This window comes from Pseudomonas sp. HMSC066A08, assembly GCF_001813025.1.
GTDB lineage: Bacteria > Pseudomonadota > Gammaproteobacteria > Pseudomonadales > Pseudomonadaceae > Pseudomonas > Pseudomonas aeruginosa.
In genome coordinates this window covers 11,927-33,468 of sequence record NZ_KV811362.1, presented here as the reverse complement: position 1 = coordinate 33,468, position 21,542 = coordinate 11,927, and the positions used below count along the sequence as shown (strand labels likewise).

General features: G+C 67.8%; 19 protein-coding genes. 11 read left to right on the top strand and 8 right to left on the bottom strand.

Features of this window, described 5'->3' with window-relative positions; genetic code table 11:
* Position 1: 1 nt before the first annotated feature.
* The 3 genes from HMPREF2886_RS28305 (at position 2) to HMPREF2886_RS28295 (ending at position 3,569) form a co-directional block, all read left to right on the top strand.
* Positions 2-877, top strand: coding sequence for an NAD(P)-dependent oxidoreductase (locus HMPREF2886_RS28305; protein ID WP_033977593.1), 876 nt, complete (start codon positions 2-4; stop codon positions 875-877).
* Between the two features lie 87 nt (positions 878-964).
* Positions 965-2,560 carry an EAL domain-containing protein gene (locus tag HMPREF2886_RS28300; RefSeq protein WP_070748808.1) on the top strand — a complete coding sequence of 532 codons (1,596 nt, stop codon included), beginning with the start codon at positions 965-967 and terminating at the stop codon, positions 2,558-2,560.
* Between the two features lie 124 nt (positions 2,561-2,684).
* Entirely contained in the window at positions 2,685-3,569 is an 885-nt protein-coding gene (locus tag HMPREF2886_RS28295) for a PoNe immunity protein domain-containing protein (protein WP_033968840.1), read from the top strand.
* 15 nt (positions 3,570-3,584) lie between these two features.
* Here the strand turns inward: HMPREF2886_RS28295 and HMPREF2886_RS28290 are convergent, their stop codons facing one another.
* From HMPREF2886_RS28290 to HMPREF2886_RS28255, 8 genes are all read right to left on the bottom strand, one after another.
* The gene (locus tag HMPREF2886_RS28290) at positions 3,585-4,262 is read right to left on the bottom strand and encodes an amino acid ABC transporter permease (protein ID WP_003113694.1); all 678 of its coding nucleotides are present in this window, start codon (positions 4,260-4,262) and stop codon (positions 3,585-3,587) included.
* Between the two features lies 1 nt (position 4,263).
* The gene (locus HMPREF2886_RS28285) at positions 4,264-4,980 is read right to left on the bottom strand and encodes an amino acid ABC transporter permease (RefSeq protein ID WP_033968843.1); all 717 of its coding nucleotides are present in this window, start codon (positions 4,978-4,980) and stop codon (positions 4,264-4,266) included.
* Between the two features lie 80 nt (positions 4,981-5,060).
* A complete protein-coding gene (locus HMPREF2886_RS28280) occupies positions 5,061-5,861 on the bottom strand; it encodes an ABC transporter substrate-binding protein (protein ID WP_070748806.1) in 801 nt (266 codons plus the stop codon).
* 298 nt (positions 5,862-6,159) lie between these two features.
* Positions 6,160-6,636 (bottom strand): hypothetical protein, encoded by a 477-nt coding sequence (locus HMPREF2886_RS28275; RefSeq protein ID WP_033968846.1) that lies wholly within the window; start codon positions 6,634-6,636, stop codon positions 6,160-6,162.
* 81 nt (positions 6,637-6,717) lie between these two features.
* Positions 6,718-7,665 (bottom strand): LysR family transcriptional regulator, encoded by a 948-nt coding sequence (locus HMPREF2886_RS28270; RefSeq protein WP_003089050.1) that lies wholly within the window; start codon positions 7,663-7,665, stop codon positions 6,718-6,720.
* 67 nt (positions 7,666-7,732) lie between these two features.
* Entirely contained in the window at positions 7,733-9,253 is a 1,521-nt protein-coding gene (locus HMPREF2886_RS28265; RefSeq protein WP_033968848.1) for a tripartite tricarboxylate transporter permease, read from the bottom strand.
* Positions 9,250-9,780, bottom strand: a complete 531-nt coding sequence (locus HMPREF2886_RS28260) for a tripartite tricarboxylate transporter TctB family protein (RefSeq protein ID WP_033968850.1) — start codon at positions 9,778-9,780, stop codon at positions 9,250-9,252. The genes HMPREF2886_RS28265 and HMPREF2886_RS28260 overlap by 4 nt, the downstream gene beginning before the upstream one ends.
* Positions 9,781-9,807: 27 nt before the next feature.
* A complete protein-coding gene (locus HMPREF2886_RS28255; protein ID WP_033968852.1) occupies positions 9,808-10,821 on the bottom strand; it encodes a Bug family tripartite tricarboxylate transporter substrate binding protein in 1,014 nt (337 codons plus the stop codon).
* A 266-nt stretch (positions 10,822-11,087) separates the two neighbouring features.
* Between HMPREF2886_RS28255 and HMPREF2886_RS28250 the strand changes: the two genes are divergently transcribed.
* From HMPREF2886_RS28250 to HMPREF2886_RS28215, 8 genes are all read left to right on the top strand, one after another.
* The gene (locus tag HMPREF2886_RS28250; protein ID WP_070748804.1) at positions 11,088-12,413 is read left to right on the top strand and encodes an MFS transporter; all 1,326 of its coding nucleotides are present in this window, start codon (positions 11,088-11,090) and stop codon (positions 12,411-12,413) included.
* Positions 12,406-13,365, top strand: coding sequence for an amidohydrolase family protein (locus HMPREF2886_RS28245; RefSeq protein ID WP_033968854.1), 960 nt, complete (start codon positions 12,406-12,408; stop codon positions 13,363-13,365). Before HMPREF2886_RS28250 ends, HMPREF2886_RS28245 begins: the two co-directional genes overlap by 8 nt.
* Positions 13,362-14,375 (top strand): 4-hydroxythreonine-4-phosphate dehydrogenase PdxA, encoded by a 1,014-nt coding sequence (locus HMPREF2886_RS28240; RefSeq protein ID WP_033977585.1) that lies wholly within the window; start codon positions 13,362-13,364, stop codon positions 14,373-14,375. Before HMPREF2886_RS28245 ends, HMPREF2886_RS28240 begins: the two co-directional genes overlap by 4 nt.
* A 168-nt stretch (positions 14,376-14,543) precedes the next feature.
* On the top strand, positions 14,544-15,794 hold the full coding sequence (locus HMPREF2886_RS28235) for an OprD family porin (RefSeq protein WP_070748802.1): 1,251 nt from the start codon (positions 14,544-14,546) through the stop codon (positions 15,792-15,794).
* Between the two features lie 185 nt (positions 15,795-15,979).
* On the top strand, positions 15,980-17,302 hold the full coding sequence (locus tag HMPREF2886_RS28230) for an MFS transporter (protein WP_070748800.1): 1,323 nt from the start codon (positions 15,980-15,982) through the stop codon (positions 17,300-17,302).
* Between the two features lie 29 nt (positions 17,303-17,331).
* Complete coding sequence (locus HMPREF2886_RS28225; RefSeq protein ID WP_070748798.1) at positions 17,332-18,507, top strand: L-lyxonate dehydratase; 1,176 nt, start codon at positions 17,332-17,334, stop codon at positions 18,505-18,507.
* Positions 18,508-18,534: 27 nt separating this feature from the next.
* Positions 18,535-19,530 (top strand): AraD1 family protein, encoded by a 996-nt coding sequence (araD1, locus tag HMPREF2886_RS28220; protein ID WP_033968862.1) that lies wholly within the window; start codon positions 18,535-18,537, stop codon positions 19,528-19,530.
* 128 nt (positions 19,531-19,658) lie between these two features.
* A complete protein-coding gene (locus HMPREF2886_RS28215; protein WP_070748796.1) occupies positions 19,659-21,242 on the top strand; it encodes an aldehyde dehydrogenase (NADP(+)) in 1,584 nt (527 codons plus the stop codon).
* Positions 21,243-21,542 lie beyond the last annotated feature (300 nt).

The following is a 21,542-nucleotide window of genomic DNA, read 5'->3' as shown; positions in this document are numbered from 1 at the left end:
GATGAAAGTCGGATTTCTGGGCCTGGGCGGCATGGGCGCCGCCATGGCCACCCGCCTGGTGCAGGCGGGGATCGAAGTGACGGTGTGGAACCGTTCCGCGGCGGCCTGCGAGCCCCTGGTGGCGCTGGGCGCTGCCAGGGCGGAGGAGGTCGGCGAGCTGTTCGGCCTCGACGTGGTCATCAGCATGCTGGCGGACGACCAGGCGATTCGCGGCGTGCTGCTCGACAGCGGTGCGCTCGAACGGGCGAGGCCGGGTCTCATCCACCTGAGCATGTCGACCCTGTCGCTCGATTGCGTCGAGGCGCTGGACCAGGCGCACCAGCGCCGGGGCCTCGTGTTCGTCGCCGCGCCGGTGTTCGGCCGTACCGACGTGGCCGAGGCCGGCAAGCTGAACATCGTCGTCGGCGGCCCGGAGCAAGCCATCGAGCAAGTCAAGGCGCTGCTGGAAATTATGGGACAGAAGACATGGTTTTTCGGAAAAGACCCGCGCGGGGCAATGGCGGTGAAGATCTCTGGTAACTTCATGATCGCCAGCGCCATCGAAAGCATGGGCGAAAGCGTCGCCCTGGTGAAGCGCCTGGGCGTCGAGCCCGGCCGTTTCATGGAACTCATGTCCTCGACGCTTTTCGATGCGCCTGTCTATCGCAACTACGGCCCGCAGATCGTCGAGCAGCGTTTCACCCCGGCCAGGTTCCGCCTGGTCCTTGGGTTGAAGGATGTCGACCTGGCGCTGTCCGCCGGCAAGCGCCACAACGTGCCGCTGCCGCTGGCCAGCCTGTTGCACGACGTGTTGCTCGAAGCCATCGCCCATGGCGACGGGGAGTCGGACTGGACGGCGCTGGCGAAGGTAGCGTTGTCACGATCGGGACAAATCTGAAAAGGTTCTGCGCACGGCCCGGCAGGGCCCGTGAAGCTGTTCGGCAATCTGGCGTGCTTTCCATGGATTCATTAGGCGGAAGAAGGTATGTCCGAGCGTGGAACGGCTGCAGAAGGCCGGATCAACTGGCGACGCATCCTGCCGATACTGCTCACCACCACCCTGGTGGGCAGTGTCTGTGGGGTCTTCGTCATCGACGAACTGGATCGCCAGCACGACGGCGCGCACCTGCGCTCGTACACCGAGAGGGCGCTGGAGCGGGCACTGGAGATTTCCTCCGCGGCGGACCAGATGCTCCGCGAGATGAACGCCGGCAGCGCGCCGGCCTGCAGCGACCGGGACCTGGAAATGCTGCGTTCCATCGTGCTCGAGTCGCGCTTCATGAGCGACGTCGGCAGGATCAGCGGCGACCGGGTCATGTGCACGGGTGTCCGGGGCCGGCTGCGCGCGCCCTGGGGATTGTCCGCGCCCGACCGGGTAGATGCCGCCGGCACCCGCTTCTGGTCGGAGGGCATGCCCCTGCCGTTGCAGGCGCTGCCCACCGGGCTGGTCAGTCGCGGCAACGCCATCGTATTCATTGCCCCGCACGCCTATTTCGATGTCGACCATCCGGACCCGGGCATCTCGGCGGCGGCCGTCAGCAGTGGCGGCGACTACATCTACCACCGTTTCGCCCGGGACGACGATCGGCTCCTCGAGGCGCTCGGCCGGCCCGGCTGGCCGCGCTTCATCGGCGCCCGGCAGATGAGCCTGTGCGACCCGACGCAGGACATCTGCGTGGTCTCCCTTCTCCGCGAGCGCGGCCTGCTTGGCACCGAGCCCGGGCGCGCGGCCATGGCCGCGGCGATCGGCGGCGGGCTGTTGTTCGGCGTCATGCTGCTGCTCAGCTACCTGTTCGGCTTCCTCAACGACGAAAAACTGCCGGCCAGGCTGCTGCGCGCGTTGAAGCGCGAGGCCCTGGAGGTGCACTACCAGCCCATCGTGCGCCTGGCCAGCGGCCGCTGCGCCGGGGTCGAGGCCCTGGCGCGCTGGACCGATAGCAGCCTGGGGCGGGTTTCCCCGGATGTCTTCATCGGCGCCCTGGAGGAGAGCGGCGACATCGAGCTGCTGACCCGTTTCGTCTTCCGCCGCGCCCTGAAGCAGCTCGGGCCGTTGCTGAGGGAGCAGCGCAGCTTCTACGTCAGCATCAATGTCACCGGCAAGGACATCGCCGACCCCGGTTTCATCGATTTCGCCATGCGCCAGATGGCCAGGGAACGGGTGCGCCCGGAACAGGTCGCGCTGGAACTGACCGAGCGCACCACCGAGGCCCAGGGCTGCCTGCTGGCCGGGATGAACCGCCTGCGCGAACTCGGCCTGAAGATCTACGTGGACGATTTCGGCACCGGCCATTCGAACCTGGTCTACCTGGCCAACCTGCCGGTCGACGCGATCAAGATCGACAAGGTCTTCACCCAGTCCATCGGCGACAGCAGCGCCGTCGAACTGATCTTCGACAAGCTCTGCTCGATGGCCGAGCACCTGGAGATCGGCGTGGTCGTCGAAGGGATCGAGACACAGGCCCAGGCCGACCACGTGCTGCGCCGCTCGCCCGAGGCCCTCGGCCAGGGCTGGCATTTCGGCAAGGCGCTGCCGCTGGAGGCCTTCCTCGACTACTACCGGAACCAGCCGGCGGGCCGCTAGAGCGGACCTTCCGCGGGGCACCACGCTGCGCTAGCATCGGCCGTCCATACCGGACGCGGCCTGGACGGCCGCCGCCCGGATCGCACGGATCGGTCGGAAACGGCCGCGATGACCACAGGCCGCCATGCACGCATTCCCCCCCGCCCTGGACAACCGACTCGCCGACGCCCTGCCGCTATGGCGCAACCTGGCCCGCACCGACCGGGCGCCGCGAAGAAACATCGACCTCGCCGACTGGAAAGCCGACTGGCGCGAACTGATCGCCGCGCTCGACAGGTTTTCCCGGAGCCACGGCTATCGCCAGCCGTTCGCCGCGCAAGGGCACGCAGCCCTGGAAAACGCCTGGGCCTGGGGCCAGGCCGCGGAAAACGCCAGCACGCTGCTGCTCAAGGCCATCGACCGGGGCCTGGCCGGCGCCGAACTGCGCTCCATCTACCTGGAGACCGCCGCGCTGTGGCTGGACTACAGCCGGCTGCTCGGCGCCGCCCGCGACAGCCTGCGCGAGCAGGGCGAGGTCGACTTCGAGACGGCGCCGGCCCTGGCGCCGCGCACCGGCCAGTACCCGTTCGCGCTGCAACTGCTCGCCATGGGCGTACTGCTCGACGCCCAGGAGCTCATCCCGGCGCTGGTCGAGGAGGTCCTGCAGTTCGATACCGACCGCCTGCTCGACTATCTCGGCGCGCCCGCCCTCGGCCTGACTTCCGCCAGCGAGGAAACCTTCCATCCGCGGCCGTTCGGGCAGTTGCGGGCGTTCTTCGAAGAGGCGGACGGCAGCGACGCCCAGGCGCTGGCGCCTTACCTGCAAAGCCAGTACCGGGAGTTCTTCCAGCTTTCCCCCAAGGCGCAGAAGAAGACCCGCCGCCTGACCGGCCCCTACGCCTGGGGCTGGTGGGCCATGGAGGTGTCGGCGCTGGGCGTGCTCTACGGCTGGGACGATGGTCTCCTGCGCGCCTCGCCGCATTACCTCGGCGACCTGGTCGACTACGCGCGAGCGCGCGGCGACGCCTGAGCCGCCCGCCGCCGCTCAGGCCCGCCGGCGGCGGGCGAGGAAAGCGGCGGCCAGGTCGAGGCTGGTGCAGAGCAGGAAGTAGAGCAGGGCGACGAACAGGAAGATCTCCGTCGGGTGGACCATCACCCGGTTGCTCACCTGGGTGGCGACGAAGGACAGCTCGCCGACACCGATCACGTAGGCCAGGGAAGTGTCCTTGATCAGCGACACCCACTGGTTGAGGAAGGACGGCAGCATCACCGGCAGCGCCTGCGGCAGGATCACCAGGCGCAACACCTGCCACGGCCGCAGTCCGAGCGCGCGGGCGGCCGCCCACTGCCCGGCGGGGAGGCTGTGGATGCCGGCGTACACCGAGTGGGCGAGGTAGGCGCCGCCGATCAGCGACAGCGCGCAGACCACGGTGGCCAGCGCCGGTACGTCGACATGGAAGACGATCGGCAGCAGGAAGTAGGTCCAGAAGATCAGCATCAGTACCGGGATCGCGCGGAAGAAGCCGAGCAGCGCCACCAGCAGCAGGCGCGGCTTGCCGGGCAGCACCGCGAGGGCCACGCCGAGGACCAGGCCGAGGACCGCCGAAGCCAGTCCGGAGAGCGACGCCAGCAGCAGGGTCAGCGCCGCTCCGCCGAGCGGGCCGTCCGGGTAGGCGCCGAGCAGCAGGTAGGACAGGTTGTCCGAGATGACCGAGAAATCCATCTCAGGCACCTCCCTGGCGGTAGCGGCGGGTCTGCTGCAACGCCTGGCCGAAAGCTTCGATCAGGGCGATGGCGCCGATGTAGAGGAGGGTGGCGATGCCGAAGGCCTGGAAGGTCTTGAAGGTCTCGGTTTCCACCTGGCGCGACGCGTAGGACAGCTCGGCCAGGCCGATGGCCATCGCCAGCGAGGAGTTCTTCAGCGCATTCATGTACTGCCCGAGCAGCGGCGGCAGAGCCGTGCGCAGGGCCTGCGGCAGCACCACCGCGCGCCATACCTGGCGCTGGGTCAGCCCCAGGGCGAGGCCGGCGGCGCGCTGCTCGGGGCGTACCGAGGCGATGCCGGCGCGGAACTCCTCGGCGACGAAAGCCGAGGTATAGAGGGTCAGCCCCCAGGCACCGGCGAGGAACTCGAAGGACGGCCAGTCGAGCAAGGGCGTCTCGTGCGGCGTGTTCAGCCAGCTCACCAGCGCCTCCGGCAGCAGCGCGGGAACGCCGAAGTACCAGAAGAACAGCTGCACCAGCAGCGGGGTATTGCGGAACAGCGCCAGGTAGGCGCGCGCCGGCCAGGACAGCAGGCGCCGGCGCGACAGCCGGGCGATGGCCAGGGGGGCGCCGATCAGGGTGGCGAGCAGGCAACTGAGCAGGGCGAGGCCGAGGGTCAGCAGGAAGCCGTCGAGCAACCAGCGCAGGTACTGCGGGGCGAGAAGTTCGCCGAACATGTGCGGGATTCCGTCGGGTAGAACGAAAAACGCGCCTCAGCGAAGTGAGGCGCGCGGGTCGTGCGGGCGAAGCGGGCCGTTCAGCTCTTGTCGCCGATCTTGTACAGGCGCGCCAGCGGGGTCTTGGTTTGCGGCCCGAACCAGGTGTCGTAGATCTTCTGCGCCTGGCCGTCCTGCTCCAGCTCGCGCAGGCTCTTGTCGACGAATTCGGTCAGGGCCTTCTCGCCCTTGGGAATACCGACGCCGATCAGGTCGTTGGAAATGGTGAAGGGCGGCACTTCGTACTTGTCGCGGTCGGGCACGTTGGCCAGCAGGCCGATCAGCTTCGGACCGTCCTGGGTGATGGCCTGGACCTGGCCGTTGCGCAGGGCGGTGAAGGCGAAGGGCGTGTCGTCGTAGGCAATGACCTTGGCGCCGGGGAACTTCTCGCGCAGCACGCCTTCGTTGACCGTGCCCTTGTCCACGCCGACGCGCCACTTGTTGAGGACTTCCGGCGAGGTCAGGGTGCCTTTCTTGACGATGAACTGCTGGCCGGAGGAGAAGTAGGGGATGCTGAAGTCCACCTGCTGCGCACGCTCCGGGGTGATGGTGAAGTTGGCCAGGACCAGGTCGACCTTGTTCGCCGTCAGCAGCGGGATGCGGTTGGCCGGGTTGGTCGGCAGCACTTGCAGCCGTACGCCCAGCTTGTCGGCCAGGGCCTTGGCATAGTCGACGTCGAGGCCTTCGATCTGCTTGCTCTTGGCGTCGACGAAACCGAACGGCGGGTTGCTGTCGAAGGACGCGACGCGCAATACGCCGGCCTTGCGGATGTCCTCCAGGCGGTCGGCCTGGGCCAGGCCGGAGATCAGGGCGAGGGCGGTGATGGCGGGGAGTTTCTTCATGAAAGTTCCAGCTCCTTGTCGGCCGCGATCGACGATCAGGGCCTTGCAATGTGGGGCGGGCATTCCGGATGGGAATGCCGCCATGTCGGCGCGGGGGTATCCCGTGGCGAAGGGAGTTTGGCAGGGGCCAAGGGTCGGGAGAAAAGAATGAATCGATCTATCTTATTTCCAAACGAAATAAGAGATATTAAAACAAGGATTCAAGGAAATAAAAAACGATAGCGTAACGCCATGGTCCGCGGGGCTTCCGCGTCGGGGTTTCGTCGTCGAGAAGGAAGGCCGGGGCCCGGCGGCCCCGTCAGCGGCTGTCCCGGCAGTCGATCACGCTGGCGTTGGTGATGATGTCCCGGCTGTCGGTGTACAGGGTGATGCTGCAGAAATAGTCGAGGATGGTCTCGTTCTCGTAGTAGCCGGTCTTGCGATAGACCGCCTCGCTACCCACCGGCGCCATGCCGGCGACCCCCTGGCCACCGACGCCGACCCAGGTCTCGCGCTGGCCGACGTACTCGGTGCCGGTCTGTATGAAGACCTTGTCCGGCCCCATGTGGGTCCGCACGCGGTTCCAGGCGTAGAAGCCGCCGCTACCGTAGGACGAAGGGCCGAGGCCCTGGTCGGGCTTGCCGAACAGTTCGAAGGCCTTGCCGGCGGGCTGGCCGATGAGCTTCTGCGCGGCGACCTTGACCTCGTTGTCGCGATTCCCCGACTGACCGAGGGAGGCGCAGGCGCTGAGGCCGAGGACGAGCAGGGCGAGACCGAAGGGCTTGATCGAGGGCATGGCATTCACTCCGTTGAAATGCCGCAGGATGTTAGAGGTCCAGCCGGCTCGCCGCTATTAGCTCATTTGTGCTAGTGCCGCTCACTTCGCCAGGTGCCGCGCCTGTTCGGCATGCACGCTGGCCATGAAGGTCTGCATGGCCGAGGAGTGGACCCGGTTGCGTCGGGTGATCAGGCCGTAGGGCGGAAGGCGCGGCTCCAGCTGGATCGGCAGGATCGCCAGCAGGTGCTTGCCCGGGTAGTCCTCGATCACCGAGCGCGGAGTGATGCCGATCATGTCGGTCTGTTGCAGCAGGGAGAGCAGGGTCATGATCGAGGTGGTCTCGACGATACTGCTCGGCAGGTCGATGCGCGCGTTGTGGAAGGCCTGGTTGACGATCCCGCGCATCGGACTGGGGTGCTGCTGCAACACCCAGGTCAACTCCTGCAACTCTCCCCAGTCCAGCTTGCGTGCCTGCGACAACGGGTTCTGCGCGCCGACCACCACGCAGAGTTCTTCCTCGCCGAGGCTGTCGAACACCAGGTCGTCGGTGCGCGCGCCGCTGGGGATGCGTCCGAGCACCACGTCCAGCTGGTCCTGTTGCAGGGCCTGGACCAGCACGTCGCTGGTGTCCACCTGGATGCTCATCGACAGCCGTGGATGACTCTGCTTCAGGGTGGCGATGGTGCGGGTGAGCAGGCTCGAGGCCAGCGCCGGGATCGCTCCGACGGTGACCCGGCCGAGGTTGCCGGACTCCAGCGCGACCAGTTCCTCGCGCATCCCGGACAGCTCGGCGAAGATCATCCGCGAGTAATAGATCAACGTCTCGCCGAAAGGCGTCGCGCGCATGCCGCGCGGCAAACGCTCGAACAACTCGACGCCGAGCAGGTCTTCGGCCTCGTGGAGCATCTTGGTCGCCGCCGGCTGGGTCATGCCGATCTCGTCGGCGGCGCGGCGCAGCGAGCCGAGTTCCTCCAGGGCCAGCATCAGGCGCAACTGGCGCAGGCGCAGGCGGCTGTGGATGATGCTGGCGTCGGGAATCCGGGACATGGCGTATCTCGCTGGCGGCGGGGAGACCCAGGGTGACAAGAAATCCACCCCGCCGCCAGACGCAGGCTCAGGCGGCATGCCGGAGCCCCCTCCGGCCACGCCGGAACAACGCCCCGGCGCACCGCGCCAGCAACGGCCAGAACAGCATCGCCAGCGCCGCGCCGGTCAGGCTGGCCACCAGCGGGTTGGACCAGAACACCGAGAGTTGCCCGTCGGAGAACAGCATCGACTGGCGGAACGCGTCCTCGGCCTTGTCGCCGAGCACCGCGGCGAGCACCAGCGGGGCGATGGGGTAGCCGAGCTTCTTGAACAGGTAGCCGAGCGCGCCGAACAGCAGCATCAGGACCACGTCGAGCATGGCGTTGTGCACCGAGTAGGCGCCGATGGCGCAGACCATGACGATGATCGGCGCGACGATGGCGAACGGAATCCGCAGGATCGAGGCGAACAGCGGCACGGTCGCCAGTACCACGATCAGGCTGACCACGTTGCCCAGGTACATGCTGGCGATCAGGCCCCAGACGAAGTCGTGCTGTTCGACGAACAGCGTCGGCCCGGGATGCAGCCCCCAGATCATCAGGCCACCGAGCATCACCGCGGCGGTCGCCGAGCCGGGGATGCCGAGCGTCAGCATCGGCAGCAGGGCGCTGGTGCCGGCGCTGTGGTCGGCGGTCTCCGGAGCGATCACGCCTTCCACCTCGCCCTTGCCGAAGTTCTCGCGGTTCTTCGAGAAGCGCCGCGCCAGGCTGTAGCTCATGAACGAGGCGGCGGTGGGGCCGCCCGGAGTGACGCCCATCCAGCAGCCGACCAGCGCGCTGCGCAGCCAGGTCAGCCAGTAGCGCGGCAGCCTGGCCCAGGTACGCAGGATCACCATCGGCGTGATGCGTGCGCGCTCGCCGCGGAACACCAGGCCTTCCTCCACCGTGCAGAGGATCTCGCCGATGCCGAACAGGCCGATCACCGCCACCTCGAAACTCAGCCCGGAGAGCAGCCAGGGCTGGTCGAAGGTCAGGCGCAGGTCGCCGGACACGGTATCCATGCCCACGGCGGCCATGGCGAAGCCGATGGTCATCGCCACCAGGGTCTTCAGTGGCGGGTTGCGGCTCATGCCGATGAAGGTGCAGAACGCCAGCAGGTAGACGGCGAAGAACTCGGGCGAGCTGAACGCCAGGGCGAAGCGGGCGATATGGGTGGACAGGAAGGTCAGCAGCAGCACGCCGACCAGCGCCCCGAGGAGCGCCGAGGTGAAGGCGGCGGTCAGCGCTTCGCCGGCCTGGCCGTTGCGCGCCATCGGGTAGCCGTCGAAGGTGGTGGCCACCGACGACGGCTCGCCGGGGATGTTGAACAGGATCGAGGTGATCGAGCCGCCGAACAACGCGCCCCAGTACATGCAGGAAAGCAGGATGATCGCCGACACCGGCGACATGCTGAAGGTCAACGGCAGCAGCAGCGCCACCCCGTTCGGCGCACCGAGGCCCGGCAGCACGCCGACCAGGATGCCGAGCAGCACGCCGATCACCATCAGGCCGAGGTGATGGGCGCTGAGGACCAGGCTCATGCCCTGCATCAGGGAATCGAATTCGCTCATGGCCTGGCGCTCCCGACGAAGGCCGCGAGGTCGGCCAGTACTCCGGCATCCAGCGGCACCTTGAACCAGACGGCGAAGATCAGGTAGCTGGCCAGCGCCGCGCCGCAGGACAGCGCGACGATCAGCGGTACGCCGTAGGGTTTGTCACGACTGCGGTCGCGCCACATGAACCAGGCGATGAACAACGCGGAAGCGAGGTAGATCCCGGCGAACGGCATGGCCGCCACGTAGGCGGCGATCGGCAGGAACACCGCAAGCACCCGGCGAAAGGCCGCGCGGGCGACGAACGAGGTACCCAGCGCCCGCCAGCGGCACAGGGCCATGAGCAGGTTGCCGAGGCTGGCGGCGCTCAGCAGCAGGCCGATGTAGAAGGGGAAATAGCCGGCCTCGGGGCCGCTGTCGCCCCAGCCGACGCCGATATCCTGGCTGCCGTACATGACGATCGCGCCGAGCGCGGCGGTGAACAGCGCCAGGCCGATCTCCACCCAGCGGGTGGCGACCAGCGGCGCATCGGATGAGCTGGACATGTTCGTCTCCTGGTCGCGCTACGCGGGTTACTGGCGAAGCCAGCCGGCTTCCCGGAACAACGGGATGACGCGCTGGCGGTCCTTCTCGATGTAGCTCACCAGGTCCTCGCCAGCGAGGAAAGTCGGCGCCAGAGCGGAACGTTCGACATAGTCCCTGAACTCGGCGGTCTGGCTGACCTTGCGCATCAACTCGACGTAGAAGGCGCGCTGCTCGTCGCTGACTCCGCCGGGCAGGAACACGGTGCGCGGGAAGCGGTACTGGTCGATGCCCAGGCCCTGCTCGTGGCAGGTGGGGATGTCCGCCCAGGACTGCTCGGCAGCGACCTTGGCGGTGTAGATCATGCGCTCGTGGCTGAACACGCAGAGCGGCCGGACCTGGCCGCCGCGCCACTGGCTGAGGCTTTCCGCCGGGTTGTTGAGGTTGGCGGCGATGTGCCTGCCGGCCAGTTGGATGGACGCCTCGCTGCCGCTCTTGAAGGGGATGTAGGTCAACTTGCCGCCGACCTGCTTGCCGAGCAGCAGGCTGAGGGTCTGGTCGACGTCCTTCGACTGGCTGCCGCCGAAGCGCATGCCTGCCGCGTCCTTCTTCAGATCGGCGAGGAACGCCGCGGCGTCCGCCCACGGCGCCGCCTGGTAGGTCCAGAGGATGAAGTCGTCCTCGGCCACCGCCGCCACCGGCGTCAGGTCGGTCCATTGGTAGCCCAGCCGGGCCACCAGCGGCAGCAGGTAGACATTGTTGGTGCCGATCACCAGCTTGTGCGCGTTGCCCTTGGCCAGTTTCAGGTCGAGGAAGGCTTCGGCGCCGTTGCCGCCGCCCTTGTTCAGCACCACGGTGTTGACGTCGAGCAGCTTGTTCTGGCTGATCGCCGCCTGGACCAGGCGGGCGAGCTGGTCGGTGCCGCCACCGGGACCGCCGGCGACGACGATCTCCAGGTTCTCTTCGGGTTTCCAGGCAGCTGCCAGGGCGGGCAGGGCGGTGCAGCAGAGCAGGGCGCAAGCGGCCAGGAAGGAGGGGACGGAGCGCGCATATGCGGTACGCATGGAGGACCTCTGGTTGTCATTGTTGTTATGGGTAGGGCGGAGTGTGCGAAGCGCACCGATAAGCGTCCACTCAAAATAAGGCATACACCGATAGCCTGGGGTTATGAGTGGAAGCGGATGTCGGATACCTGGAGCGATAACCGTAGGAAATGGCCGTATGAGCAGCTTTGATTAGACGGTTATCGATGGAAAGCCGGATAGTGGGCCTGCCGGACCTGCCACCCCAGTTCCGCAGCACAAGAACAACAATAAAAGAGGTACGACCCATGGCTCAGGCACAGACCGCCGTGCTCCAGGCTGATCCTGCCCAGGACAAGGCCACTGCCGCAAAACCCAGCAACGTCCGCTGGCGCATCTTCGCCATCGTCTTCGCCCTGACGGTGATCAACCTGGTCGACCGGGTCTCGCTGTCCATCGCCATGCCCACCATCGCCGGTGAATTCCAGCTAACGCCGAGCATGCAGGGGCTGATCCTCAGCAGCTTCTTCTGGGCCTACGCGCTGTTGCAGATTCCCGGCGGCTGGCTGATCGACCGCTACGGCCCGCGCCGGGTGATCGGCTGGTCCACCGGCCTCTGGGGAGCCTTCCAGACCCTCGCGGCCTTCGCCAGCGGCGGCCTGTCGCTGATGTTCGCGCGGGTCGCCCTGGGCGCGGCGGAAGCGCCGCTGTTCCCCTCCGGCGGCAAGCTCAACTCGCTGTGGCTGGGCTCCAGCGAACGCAGCCGCGGCGCCGTGCTGATGGACTGCGGAGGGCCGCTGGGCGTCGCTCTCGGCGGACTGGTCATCGCCTACCTGATCGCCGTGCTCGGCTCCTGGCGCAGCGCCTTCTTCATCGCCGGCATCGCCACCCTGGCCATGGCCTGGCTGGCCTGGCACTACCTGCGCGACGACCCGGCCGAGCATCCCGGGGTCAACGCCGCCGAGCTGGACCGGATCAACGCCGACCGTACCACCCCGCTCGCCGAAGCGGACCGCCAGGCGGGCGGAGGACTGGGCATCGTCGGCCGCTCCCTGGTCGGTATCGTCCTCGGCCGCGCCAGCTGGGCCATGGTGTTCTTCGGCCTGCTTACCTGGGGGCCCAGCTACCTGGCGCAGGCGCGCGGCTTCGATATCAAGGGTATCGGCGCCGCGACCTTCGTCATCTTCCTCTGCGGCGCCGTCGGTTCCCTGGTCGGCGGCTTCCTCTGCGACCTGCTGATCCGCAAGGGTGTGCGCCGCGGCCTGGCGGCCAAGGGCCTGCTGACGGTCTCGGGCTTCGCGGCGCTGCTCGCCTTCCTGCTGTTGCCGAGCCTGGAAGATGCCTATGTCGCCGTGATCCTGCTGGCGCTGACCGCCTTCTTCCTGATGTGGGGCAGCCTGTACTGGAGCTTTCCGGCCTTGCTCGCCGCTCCGGCCCGGGTCGGCCTGGTCGGCGGGGTGATGAACATGGCCGGCAGCCTCGGCGGCATCGCCGTGCCGATCCTGGTCGGGCTGCTGCTGCAACACCTGGGTGGATATGCCGCGGTGCTGGGCTTCTTCGCCCTCTGCTCGGCAGCCTTCATCGCCGGCACCCTGCTGATTTCCCTGGACAAGACCGAGGCAACGCATGGCTGAGCTGTACGACGGGCCGATCGTCGACGCCCATCATCATTTCTGGGACCCGCAGGCGAACTACCACCCCTGGCTCGCGGAGGACGCCAATATTCCGTTCCGCTACGGCGACTACAGCGCGATCAAGCGCCGCTACCTGCCGGCGGACTACTTCGGCGACGTCGGCGCACACCGGGTGGTCGAGACGGTCTACGTGGAAACCGAGTGGGACCCGCGCGATCCGCTCGGCGAAACCCGCTTCGTGCATCGCCTCGCCGAACGCCATGGCGCGCCCCACGCGGTGGTGGCGCAGGCCTGGCTGGACGCGCCGGACGCCGCCGAGGTGCTGGCGGCGCAGGCGGGCTTCGCACGGGTCCGCAGCGTCCGCCACAAGCCCGGCGGTCCGCAGCGCCCGCAACAGGTCGGCGAGCTGCGCAGCCTGATGAGCGACGAGCGCTGGCGTCGCGGCTATGCCGAGCTGGCCCGGCACGGCCTGCACTTCGACCTGCAGACGCCCTGGTGGAACCTCGCCGAGGCCGCATGCCTGGCGCGCGACTTCCCCGATACGCTGATCGTGCTCAACCACGCCGGCCTGCCGTCCGATCGCAGCGCGGAGGGGCTGGCCGCCTGGCAACGGGCCATGGCGCGCTTCGCCGAATGCCCCAACGTGGCGTTGAAGATCTCCGGCATCGGCCAGGCCGGCCGGCGCTGGAGCGTCGAGGACAACGCCTGGATCGTCCGCGAAAGCATCGCCCTGTTCGGCGTCGAGCGGGCGATGTTCGCCAGCAACTTCCCGGTGGACAGCCTGTGCGGCTCGTTCGACGACATCTATGGCGGTTTCAAACGCATCGTCGCCGACCTGCCGTACGCCGACCAGGAACGGCTCTTCCATGGCAACGCGCGGCGCATCTACCGCACCGTGCCCGACACCGTACGCCTGCAGCAGGCGTCGCCCGACCCGAGGACTTCCCCATGAACGCTCCATCCCTACCGCGACTGGCCATGGTCCTGGGCGATCCGGCCGGCATCGGCCCGGAACTGATCGCCCGCCTGCTGGCCGACACCGAGGTGCGCGAAAAGGCGCACATCGTGCTGATCGCCGACGAAGCGGAAATGCGCCGCGGCATGCGCATCGCCGGCTGCGAATTCCCCTACCGGCGCATCGACGCGCTGGAAACCCTGGATTTCGCCGACGCCACGCCACTGCTGCATCCCTGGCACAGCCAGGGCGGGGACGAGTTCCCACGCAGCGAAGCGAGCGCCGTCGGTGGCCGCTACAGCCTGGAGACCCTCGCGCTGGCCCTCGAACTGACCCGCAGCGGCAGGACCGACGCGATCCTCTTCGGCCCGCTGAACAAGACCTCGCTGCACATGGCCGGCATGGGCCACAGCGACGAGTTGCACTGGTTCGCCGAGCGCCTGGGGTTCGGCGGCCCGTTCTGCGAGTTCAACGTCCTCGACGACCTCTGGACCTCGCGGGTGACCTCCCACGTAGCCCTGGCCGAGGTGCCGGGCCTGCTCAGTCAGGAGCGGGTAGGGGAGGCGATCCGCCTGATCGACGACGCGCTCCGCCGCAGCGGCCTGGCGCGGCCGCGCATCGGCGTCTGCGGACTGAACCCGCACAACGGCGACAACGGCAGCTTCGGCCGCGAGGAACTGGACATCATCGCTCCGGCGGTGCAGAAGGCGCGCGAACAGGGAATCGCCGCCGACGGCCCGTATCCCGCCGACACCATTTTCCTCAAGGTGCAGGGCGACGCCCGTGCCTTCGACGCGGTGGTGACCATGTACCACGACCAGGGGCAGATCGCGATCAAGCTGATGGGATTTTCCCGCGGCGTGACCGTCCAGGGCGGCCTGCCGATCCCCATCGCTACGCCGGCCCACGGTACCGCCTTCGATATCGCAGGGCAGGGAAGGGCCGACGTCGGCGCCACCCGCCAGGCGTTCGAGATCGCCTGCCGGATGGGCAGGCGCAAAGCCTGATCGCCTGCATGCGACGCGACAACCAGGGCGCCGCCCCTTCGTAACGCGCTCCTGGCGCCTCCCTGTACCGTCGTGGCGGGGCAGGGGCGTCGCACCTTCGACAAGACACGTCGCCTGGAGCCGCAGCGCTCCACGGCTCGCTTCGGCCTGGGAAAAGGAAAAACAACAATGACCCGTTCCGCTCCGAACCTGCTGAAATCCGCCTCGCTCGCCCCGGTCCTGCTGGCCGGCCTGCCGTCGCTCGCCGGCGCCGAGGGCTTTATCGAAGACGCCAGCGTCAGCCTCGGCCTGCGCAATCTCTATTTCAATCGCGACTTCCGCCAGCCCGGCGCGGCGCAGTCGAAACAGGAGGAGTGGGCCCAAGGCTTTCTCCTACAGGCGAAATCCGGCTATACCCAGGGCACCCTGGGCCTGGGCGTCGAGCTGGTCGGCCAGCTCGGCCTGAAGCTCGACAGCGGCCCTGATCGTGCCGGCTCCGGACTGTTGCCACGCCACGCCGACGGACGCGCAGCGGACGACTACGCGCGACTGGGCGTGGCGCCGAAGCTGAAGCTGTCGAATACCGAGCTGAAGCTCGGCGAACTGCTGCCGGAACTGCCAATCCTCCTGCGCAACGATGGCCGCCTGCTGCCACAGACCTTCCAGGGCGGCATGCTGACCTCCAGGGAAATCGCCGGCCTGACCCTTCACGGCGGACAGATGCGTTCGCTCAGCCAGCGCAACTCCAGCGACCACCAGGACCTCTCGGTGGATGGGCGCGGCGGGGCGTTCTCCGACCGTTTCGACTACCTGGGCGCGGAATACCGCTTCAATGCCGAGCGCAGCCAGGTCGGGCTGTGGCAGGCGCGGCTGCAAGACATCTACCGGCAGGACTACTACAGCCTGAGCCACAAGCAGAGCTTCGGCGGCTGGCGCCTGGGCGCCAGTGTCGGGCTCTTCGACACGCGCGACGAAGGTGCCGCGAAGCTCGGCGAACTGGAGAATCGCGCGCTGACCGGTTTCTTCAGCGCGACCCGCGGCGGCCACAGCCTCGGCGCCGGCTACCAGCGCATGTACGGCGACGACGGGATGCTCTACATCGCCGGCACCAGTACACCGTTGGTCAACGACATCCAGGTGCGCAACTTCACCAGCGCCGGCGAGCGCTCCTGGCAACTGCGCTACGACTACGACTTCGTCGCCCTGGGCATTCCCGGGCTGACCGCCATGGCCCGCTACGCCAGCGGCGCCCATGCCCGGACGAAGGCGATGGGCGGCGGCCGCGCCTGGGAACGCGACGTGGACGTCGCCTACGTGATCCAGAGCGGCCCGTTGAAGAACCTCGGCCTGCGTTGGCGCAACGCCATGCTGCGGTCCAACCATGCCGCCGATGTCGACGAGAACCGCCTGATCCTCTCGTATTCCCTGCCGCTGCTCTGAGCGCAGGGCCGCTCTCGCTGCTGCCCGATAACCGGCGATTGGCTGATTGGTGAAAAGGTATTGTCTGGGGTTATCGATGAATGCGCAGAAGTGATTATCCGCGCGGGAGCGGCCTGGCTACAGTCGGCCCAACGCAAGCGGCCATGCCGCCTCCGCGTCGAACAACAACAAGAAGGAAGTCTTCCATGAGCGCCATGAACGACCACGCCAGGCTGCTGTCCTCGGCGATCGCCAACAGCCGCCTGCGGCTCCTGCCTTTCCTGGTCCTGATGTATGTGCTGGCCTTCATCGACCGGGCCAACGTCGGCTACGCGCGGGCCTTCCTGCAAGCCGACACCGGGCTCGGCGATGCCGCCTTCGCGTTCGGCGCGAGCATCTTCTTCATCGGCTATGCCTGCTTCGAGGTACCCAGCAACCTGATGCTGCACCGCCTCGGCGCCAGGGTCTGGCTGTGCAGGATCATGGTCACCTGGGGCCTGGTCTCGGCGGCGATGATGTTCGCCGACGACGCCATGACCTTCTATGTCCTGCGCTTCCTGCTGGGCGTCGCCGAGGCGGGCTTCTTCCCCGGCATCATCCTCTATCTCACCTACTGGTTCCCGCAGCGCAGCCGTGCCCAGGCGCTCGGCCTGTTCTATTTCGGCCTGCCGCTGGCGCTGGTGCTGGGCGGTCCGCTGTCCGGCTGGCTGCTGGAGTTCCACGGCATCTTCGGCCTGGCCAACTGGCAGTGGCTGTTCGTCACCGAGGGCCTGCTGGCCTCGCTGGTCGGCATTGCCGCCTACTTCTACCTGGTCGACCGCCCGCGCGATGCCGGCTGGCTGAGCGACGAGCAGAAGCGGGCGCTGGAAGGCGAGCTGGCCGAAGAAGACACCCGCAAACAGGCACGCGGCCCGCACGGCTTCCTCAGCGCTCTGCGCAGCGGCCAGGTGCTGAAGTTCTGCCTGGTCTACTTCACCATCCAGATGAGCGTGTACGGCGTGGTGTTCTACCTGCCGACCCGCATCGCCAGCTTCCTCGACGGCCAGGTCGGCCTGAACGTAGGCCTGATCACCGCGATTCCCTGGGCTTGTGCCCTGGTGGTAACGCGCCTGGTGACCCGCCAGGCCGACCGCAGCGGCCAGCATCGCCAGCTCGCGGTGGCCATGCTGGGCATGGCCGCAGCCGGCATCGCCGCCTCGGCGCTGGCCGGCAACCTGGGCCTGGCGGTGATCGCCTTCTGCTTCGCCGCGTCCGGCTTCGTCTCGGTGCAGCCGCTGTTCTGGACCCTTCCCACCGGTTACCTGAGCGGTGCGGCCGCGGCCAGCGGCATCGCCCTGATCAACTCCCTGGGCAACCTCGGCGGCTTCGTCGCGCCGAACCTCAAGACCCTCATGGAAAGCCAGTTCGCCGACCCGCGTGCCGGCATGTTCGCCCTGGCCGCCGTCGGCCTGCTCGGCGCCTGTCTGCTGGCCCGGCTGAAGACTTCCGGATCGTCGTCCGTCCCGCTGCGAGCGCGGCAGGCCGGCTGACCCCACTACGCACCGATAGGAGCTGCGACATGAAAATCAAATCCGTCCGTACCCGCGTCTTCGAATGGAAGGGCAAGGTCGTCCCGCCGCAGGCGCACTTCTGCACCAATGCCAGCGACATCCTGTTCGAGAAGGGGGACGCCATGGGTTCGTTCCGCTTCCACGGCTGGCTGGTGGTGGAGATCGAGACCGACGACGGCCTCGTCGGCATCGGCAACTGCGCCCTGGCGCCGCGCGTGGCGAAGGAAATCGTCGACCTCTACCTGGCGCCGATCTGCATCGGCGAAGACCCGTTCGACAACGAGTACATCTGGCAGAAGATGTATCGCCGCACCCACGCCTGGGGCCGCAAGGGCATCGGCATGGCAGCCATCTCGGCGGTGGACCTGGCGATCTGGGACATCATGGGCAAGGCGGTGAACAAGCCGGTGTTCAAGCTGCTCGGCGGCCGCACCAAGGAGAAGATCTGGACCTACGCCTCGAAGCTCTACGCCAACGACAACCTCGACGCCTTCCTCGAAGAGGCCCAGGGCTACCTTAACCAGGGCTTCAGCGCGCTGAAGATGCGCTTCGGCTATGGCCCCAAGGACGGCCCGGCGGGCATGCGCAGGAACATCGAGCAGGTCCGTGCGCTACGCGAACTGGCCGGGCCGGACATCGACATCATGCTCGAATGCTACATGGGCTGGACCCTGGAATACGCCCGGCGGATGCTGCCGAAGCTCGCCGAGTTCGAACCGCGCTGGCTGGAGGAGCCGGTGATCGCCGATGACCTCGAGGGCTACGTCGAGCTGAAGAAGATGGGGATCATGCCGATCTCCGGCGGCGAGCACGAATTCACCGGCCACGGCTTCAAGGACCTGCTGGAGCGCCGCGCGGTGGACGTCATCCAGTACGACACCAACCGCGTCGGCGGGATCACCGCCGCGCGCAAGATCAACGCCATGGCCGAGGCCTGGTCGGTGCCGGTGATCCCGCACGCCGGACAGTTGCACAACTATCACCTGACCATGGCCAGCACCGCTTCGCCGATGGCCGAGTTCTTCCCGGTGTTCGACGTCGAGGTCGGCAACGAGCTGTTCTACTACGTGTTCAAGGGCGAGCCGCAGCCGGTCGACGGCTATATCCAGCTGGACGATCACAAGCCCGGCCTGGGCCTGGAGATATCCGAAGAGCACCTCAAGGATTTCATCATCATCGAGTGATAGTCGGAGCCCACAGGAGGAGCCGAGATGCGGCTGATTCAATTCGAGGACCGGGCAGGGCAGCGCCGGGTCGGCGTCGTCGAAGGCGCCGGGATACAGGTGGTGCGCGGCGTGCGTAGCACGCGCGAACTGGGACTGGCGGCGATTCGCGCGGGCAGCGGCCTGCACGACGAGGTGCTGCGCCGAGGCAGCGAGCCAGGCCCGGACTATGCCGGGTTGCTGGAGGAGGGAAGGGTGCTGCCGCCGCTGGATCATGACGACCCGGCCCATTGCCTGGTCAGCGGCACCGGCCTGACCCACCTGGGCAGCGCCGCGACGCGCGACCGCATGCACCAGCAGAACCAGGGCGACGAGACCGTGCTGACCGACACCATGCGCATCTTCAGGTGGGGCCTGGAGGGCGGCAAGCCACCGGCGGGCCAGGTCGGCGCGCAGCCCGAATGGTTCTACAAGGGCGACGGCGGCATCGTCGTGCGCCCCGGCGCGGACTTCCCGCTGCCGGCCTTCGCCGAGGATGCCGGCGAGGAGCCGGAGCTGGTCGGGCTCTACCTGATCGGCGATGATCGCCGGCCTTATCGGCTCGGCTACGCCCTGGGCAACGAGTTCTCCGACCACCTGATGGAGCGCCGCAACTACCTGTACCTGGCGCATTCCAAGCTGCGCGCCTGCTGCTACGGGCCGGAGCTGCGGGTCGGCGAACTGCCGCGCCACCTGCAGGGCGAGAGCCGGATCCTGCGCGACGGCGAAGTGCTCTGGCAGCAGGCGTTCCTTTCCGGCGAGGACAACATGTGCCACAGCCTGGAGAACCTCGAGTACCACCATTTCAAGTACGCGCAGTTCCTCCGTCCGGGCGACGTCCACGTGCATTACTTCGGTACCGCCACGCTGTCCTTCGCCGACGGGATCAAGGCGATGCCGGGGGATGTCTTCGAGATCGCCATGGCCGAGTTCGGCGCGCCGCTGCGCAATGGCATCGCCGCCGTCGAGACCGCACTGACGCCGGGGCGGGTGGTAGCGCTCTGAAGCCTCACCGCCGTGCATAGGCCGGAGCTCCACGAGAGACCCGCGGCACGGATTCCTTCATTCCTGCGGAGCCTTGGCTCCAACCCCGCCGGCCATCCCCGGCGGGGCTTCCCCTGCATGAGGTCGACATGACAGCCATCCTCGGACACAACTACATCGGCGGCGCCCGCAGCGCGGCCGGCACGATCTTCCTGCAAAGCCTCGACGCCGCCAGCGGTGAGGCGCTGCCGTACCGCTTCGTGCAAGCCACTCCGGAAGAAGTGGACGCCGCCGCCGAAGCCGCCGCCAGCGCCTACCCGCACTACCGGCAACTGCCGGCCAGCCGCCGCGCGGAATTCCTCGATACCATCGCCGCCGAACTCGACGCGCTGGACGATGATTTCGTCGCCATCGTCTGCCGTGAAACCGCGCTACCGGCCACGCGCATCCAGGGCGAACGCAGCCGCACCAGCGGCCAGTTGCGCCTGTTCGCCGAAGTTCTGCGGCGCGGCGACTTCCATGGCGCGCGCATCGACCGCGCCCGGCCCGAACGCAAGCCGCTGCCACGCGTCGACCTGCGCCAGTGCCGGATCGGCCTCGGCCCGGTGGCGGTGTTCGGCGCGAGCAACTTCCCCCTGGCGTTCTCCACCGCCGGCGGCGATACCGCCGCGGCCCTGGCCGCCGGCTGCCCGGTGGTATTCAAGGCGCACAGCGGACACATGGCCACCGCCGAACGGGTCGCCGCGGCGATCCTACGCGCGGCCGAGCGCACCGGCATGCCGGCGGGCGTGTTCAACATGATCTACGGCGGCGGAGTAGGGGAGCGCCTGGTCCGCCACCCCGCGATCCAGGCGGTCGGCTTCACCGGCTCGCTGAAGGGCGGCCGCGCCCTCTGCGACATCGCCGCCGCCCGGGCGCAGCCGATCCCGGTGTTCGCCGAGATGAGCAGCATCAACCCGGTGGTCCTGCTGCCCGCCGCGCTGCAAGGCCGAGGCGAGGCCGTGGCCGACGAACTGAGTGCCTCGGTGGTGCTCGGTTGCGGCCAGTTCTGTACCAATCCGGGCCTGGTCATCGGCATCCGCTCTGCGCAATTCTCGGCGTTCCTCGAACGCTTCGCCGCCCGCATGGACGACCAGCCGGCGCAGACCATGCTCAATGCCGGCACGCTGGCCAGCTATGAAAAAGGCCTGGCGGCGCTGCACGCCCACCCGCGCGTCCGCCACCTCGCCGGGCAGCCGCAGGAAGGCCGCCAGGCCCGGCCGCAACTGTTCCAGGCGGATGTCAGCCTGCTGCTGGAGGGCGACGAGTTGCTGCAGGAAGAAGTCTTCGGCCCGGCCAGCGTGGTCGTCGAGGTCGCCGACCACGCCGAACTGAAGCGCGCGCTGCATGGGCTACACGGGCAGCTCACCGCGACCCTGATCGCCGAAGCGGAAGACCTGGCGTCCTTCGCCGACCTGGTACCGCTACTGGAACAGAAGGCAGGGCGCCTGCTGCTCAACGGCTACCCGACCGGCGTGGAAGTCTGCGACGCGATGGTCCACGGCGGCCCGTACCCGGCCACTTCGGACGCCCGCGGCACCTCGGTGGGCACCCTGGCCATCGACCGTTTCCTGCGCCCGGTGTGCTACCAGAACTACCCGGACGCGTGGCTGCCGGAAGCGCTGAAGGATGGCAACCCATTGGGGATTGCGCGGTTGGTGGACGGGGTTGAGACGCGGGCGGCGATTGACTGAAAGAGGAACCGGGCAAAGACGAGGTTCCGAGGATACCGGAGCCTCAGAGGTGTGCAGCAGGACACTGGAGGTGCCCCGGAAGAGGCCCGCCGGTGTTCCTGACTGTACAGCAAAGCGAGTATCGATCCAGGGCTACCCGAGCGTTCCTATCGTCCCATGCCTGAACGCGGAAAAGCCGATTCTCGGTGTCGAGGGATTCTCGGCCGATACCGCCACTTGCATCGGCATGAGGCAGGAGGCGCCGGGGGAATTGTTGGGACAACTCACCGATGGAGCGCCTGTTCCGCAGTCTGAAGTCGG

Excerpts from the sequence above, each read along its gene's own strand:
- HMPREF2886_RS28285 (WP_033968843.1), bottom strand. The coding sequence starts at position 4,980 with ATGTTCGGCGAACTTCTCGCCCCGCAGTACCTGCGCTGGTTGCTCGAC.
- HMPREF2886_RS28235 (WP_070748802.1), top strand. The coding sequence starts at position 14,544 with ATGACCCGTTCCGCTCCGAACCTGCTGAAATCCGCCTCGCTCGCCCCG.
- HMPREF2886_RS28240 (WP_033977585.1), top strand. The coding sequence starts at position 13,362 with ATGAACGCTCCATCCCTACCGCGACTGGCCATGGTCCTGGGCGATCCG.
- HMPREF2886_RS28225 (WP_070748798.1), top strand. The coding sequence starts at position 17,332 with ATGAAAATCAAATCCGTCCGTACCCGCGTCTTCGAATGGAAGGGCAAG.
- HMPREF2886_RS28280 (WP_070748806.1), bottom strand. The coding sequence starts at position 5,861 with ATGAAGAAACTCCCCGCCATCACCGCCCTCGCCCTGATCTCCGGCCTG.
- HMPREF2886_RS28215 (WP_070748796.1), top strand. The coding sequence starts at position 19,659 with ATGACAGCCATCCTCGGACACAACTACATCGGCGGCGCCCGCAGCGCG.
- HMPREF2886_RS28305 (WP_033977593.1), top strand. The coding sequence starts at position 2 with ATGAAAGTCGGATTTCTGGGCCTGGGCGGCATGGGCGCCGCCATGGCC.
- HMPREF2886_RS28255 (WP_033968852.1), bottom strand. The coding sequence starts at position 10,821 with ATGCGTACCGCATATGCGCGCTCCGTCCCCTCCTTCCTGGCCGCTTGC.
- HMPREF2886_RS28250 (WP_070748804.1), top strand. The coding sequence starts at position 11,088 with ATGGCTCAGGCACAGACCGCCGTGCTCCAGGCTGATCCTGCCCAGGAC.
- HMPREF2886_RS28295 (WP_033968840.1), top strand. The coding sequence starts at position 2,685 with ATGCACGCATTCCCCCCCGCCCTGGACAACCGACTCGCCGACGCCCTG.
- HMPREF2886_RS28290 (WP_003113694.1), bottom strand. The coding sequence starts at position 4,262 with ATGGATTTCTCGGTCATCTCGGACAACCTGTCCTACCTGCTGCTCGGC.
- araD1 (WP_033968862.1), top strand. The coding sequence starts at position 18,535 with ATGCGGCTGATTCAATTCGAGGACCGGGCAGGGCAGCGCCGGGTCGGC.
- HMPREF2886_RS28300 (WP_070748808.1), top strand. The coding sequence starts at position 965 with ATGTCCGAGCGTGGAACGGCTGCAGAAGGCCGGATCAACTGGCGACGC.
- HMPREF2886_RS28245 (WP_033968854.1), top strand. The coding sequence starts at position 12,406 with ATGGCTGAGCTGTACGACGGGCCGATCGTCGACGCCCATCATCATTTC.
- HMPREF2886_RS28275 (WP_033968846.1), bottom strand. The coding sequence starts at position 6,636 with ATGCCCTCGATCAAGCCCTTCGGTCTCGCCCTGCTCGTCCTCGGCCTC.
- HMPREF2886_RS28260 (WP_033968850.1), bottom strand. The coding sequence starts at position 9,780 with ATGTCCAGCTCATCCGATGCGCCGCTGGTCGCCACCCGCTGGGTGGAG.
- HMPREF2886_RS28270 (WP_003089050.1), bottom strand. The coding sequence starts at position 7,665 with ATGTCCCGGATTCCCGACGCCAGCATCATCCACAGCCGCCTGCGCCTG.
- HMPREF2886_RS28230 (WP_070748800.1), top strand. The coding sequence starts at position 15,980 with ATGAGCGCCATGAACGACCACGCCAGGCTGCTGTCCTCGGCGATCGCC.
- HMPREF2886_RS28265 (WP_033968848.1), bottom strand. The coding sequence starts at position 9,253 with ATGAGCGAATTCGATTCCCTGATGCAGGGCATGAGCCTGGTCCTCAGC.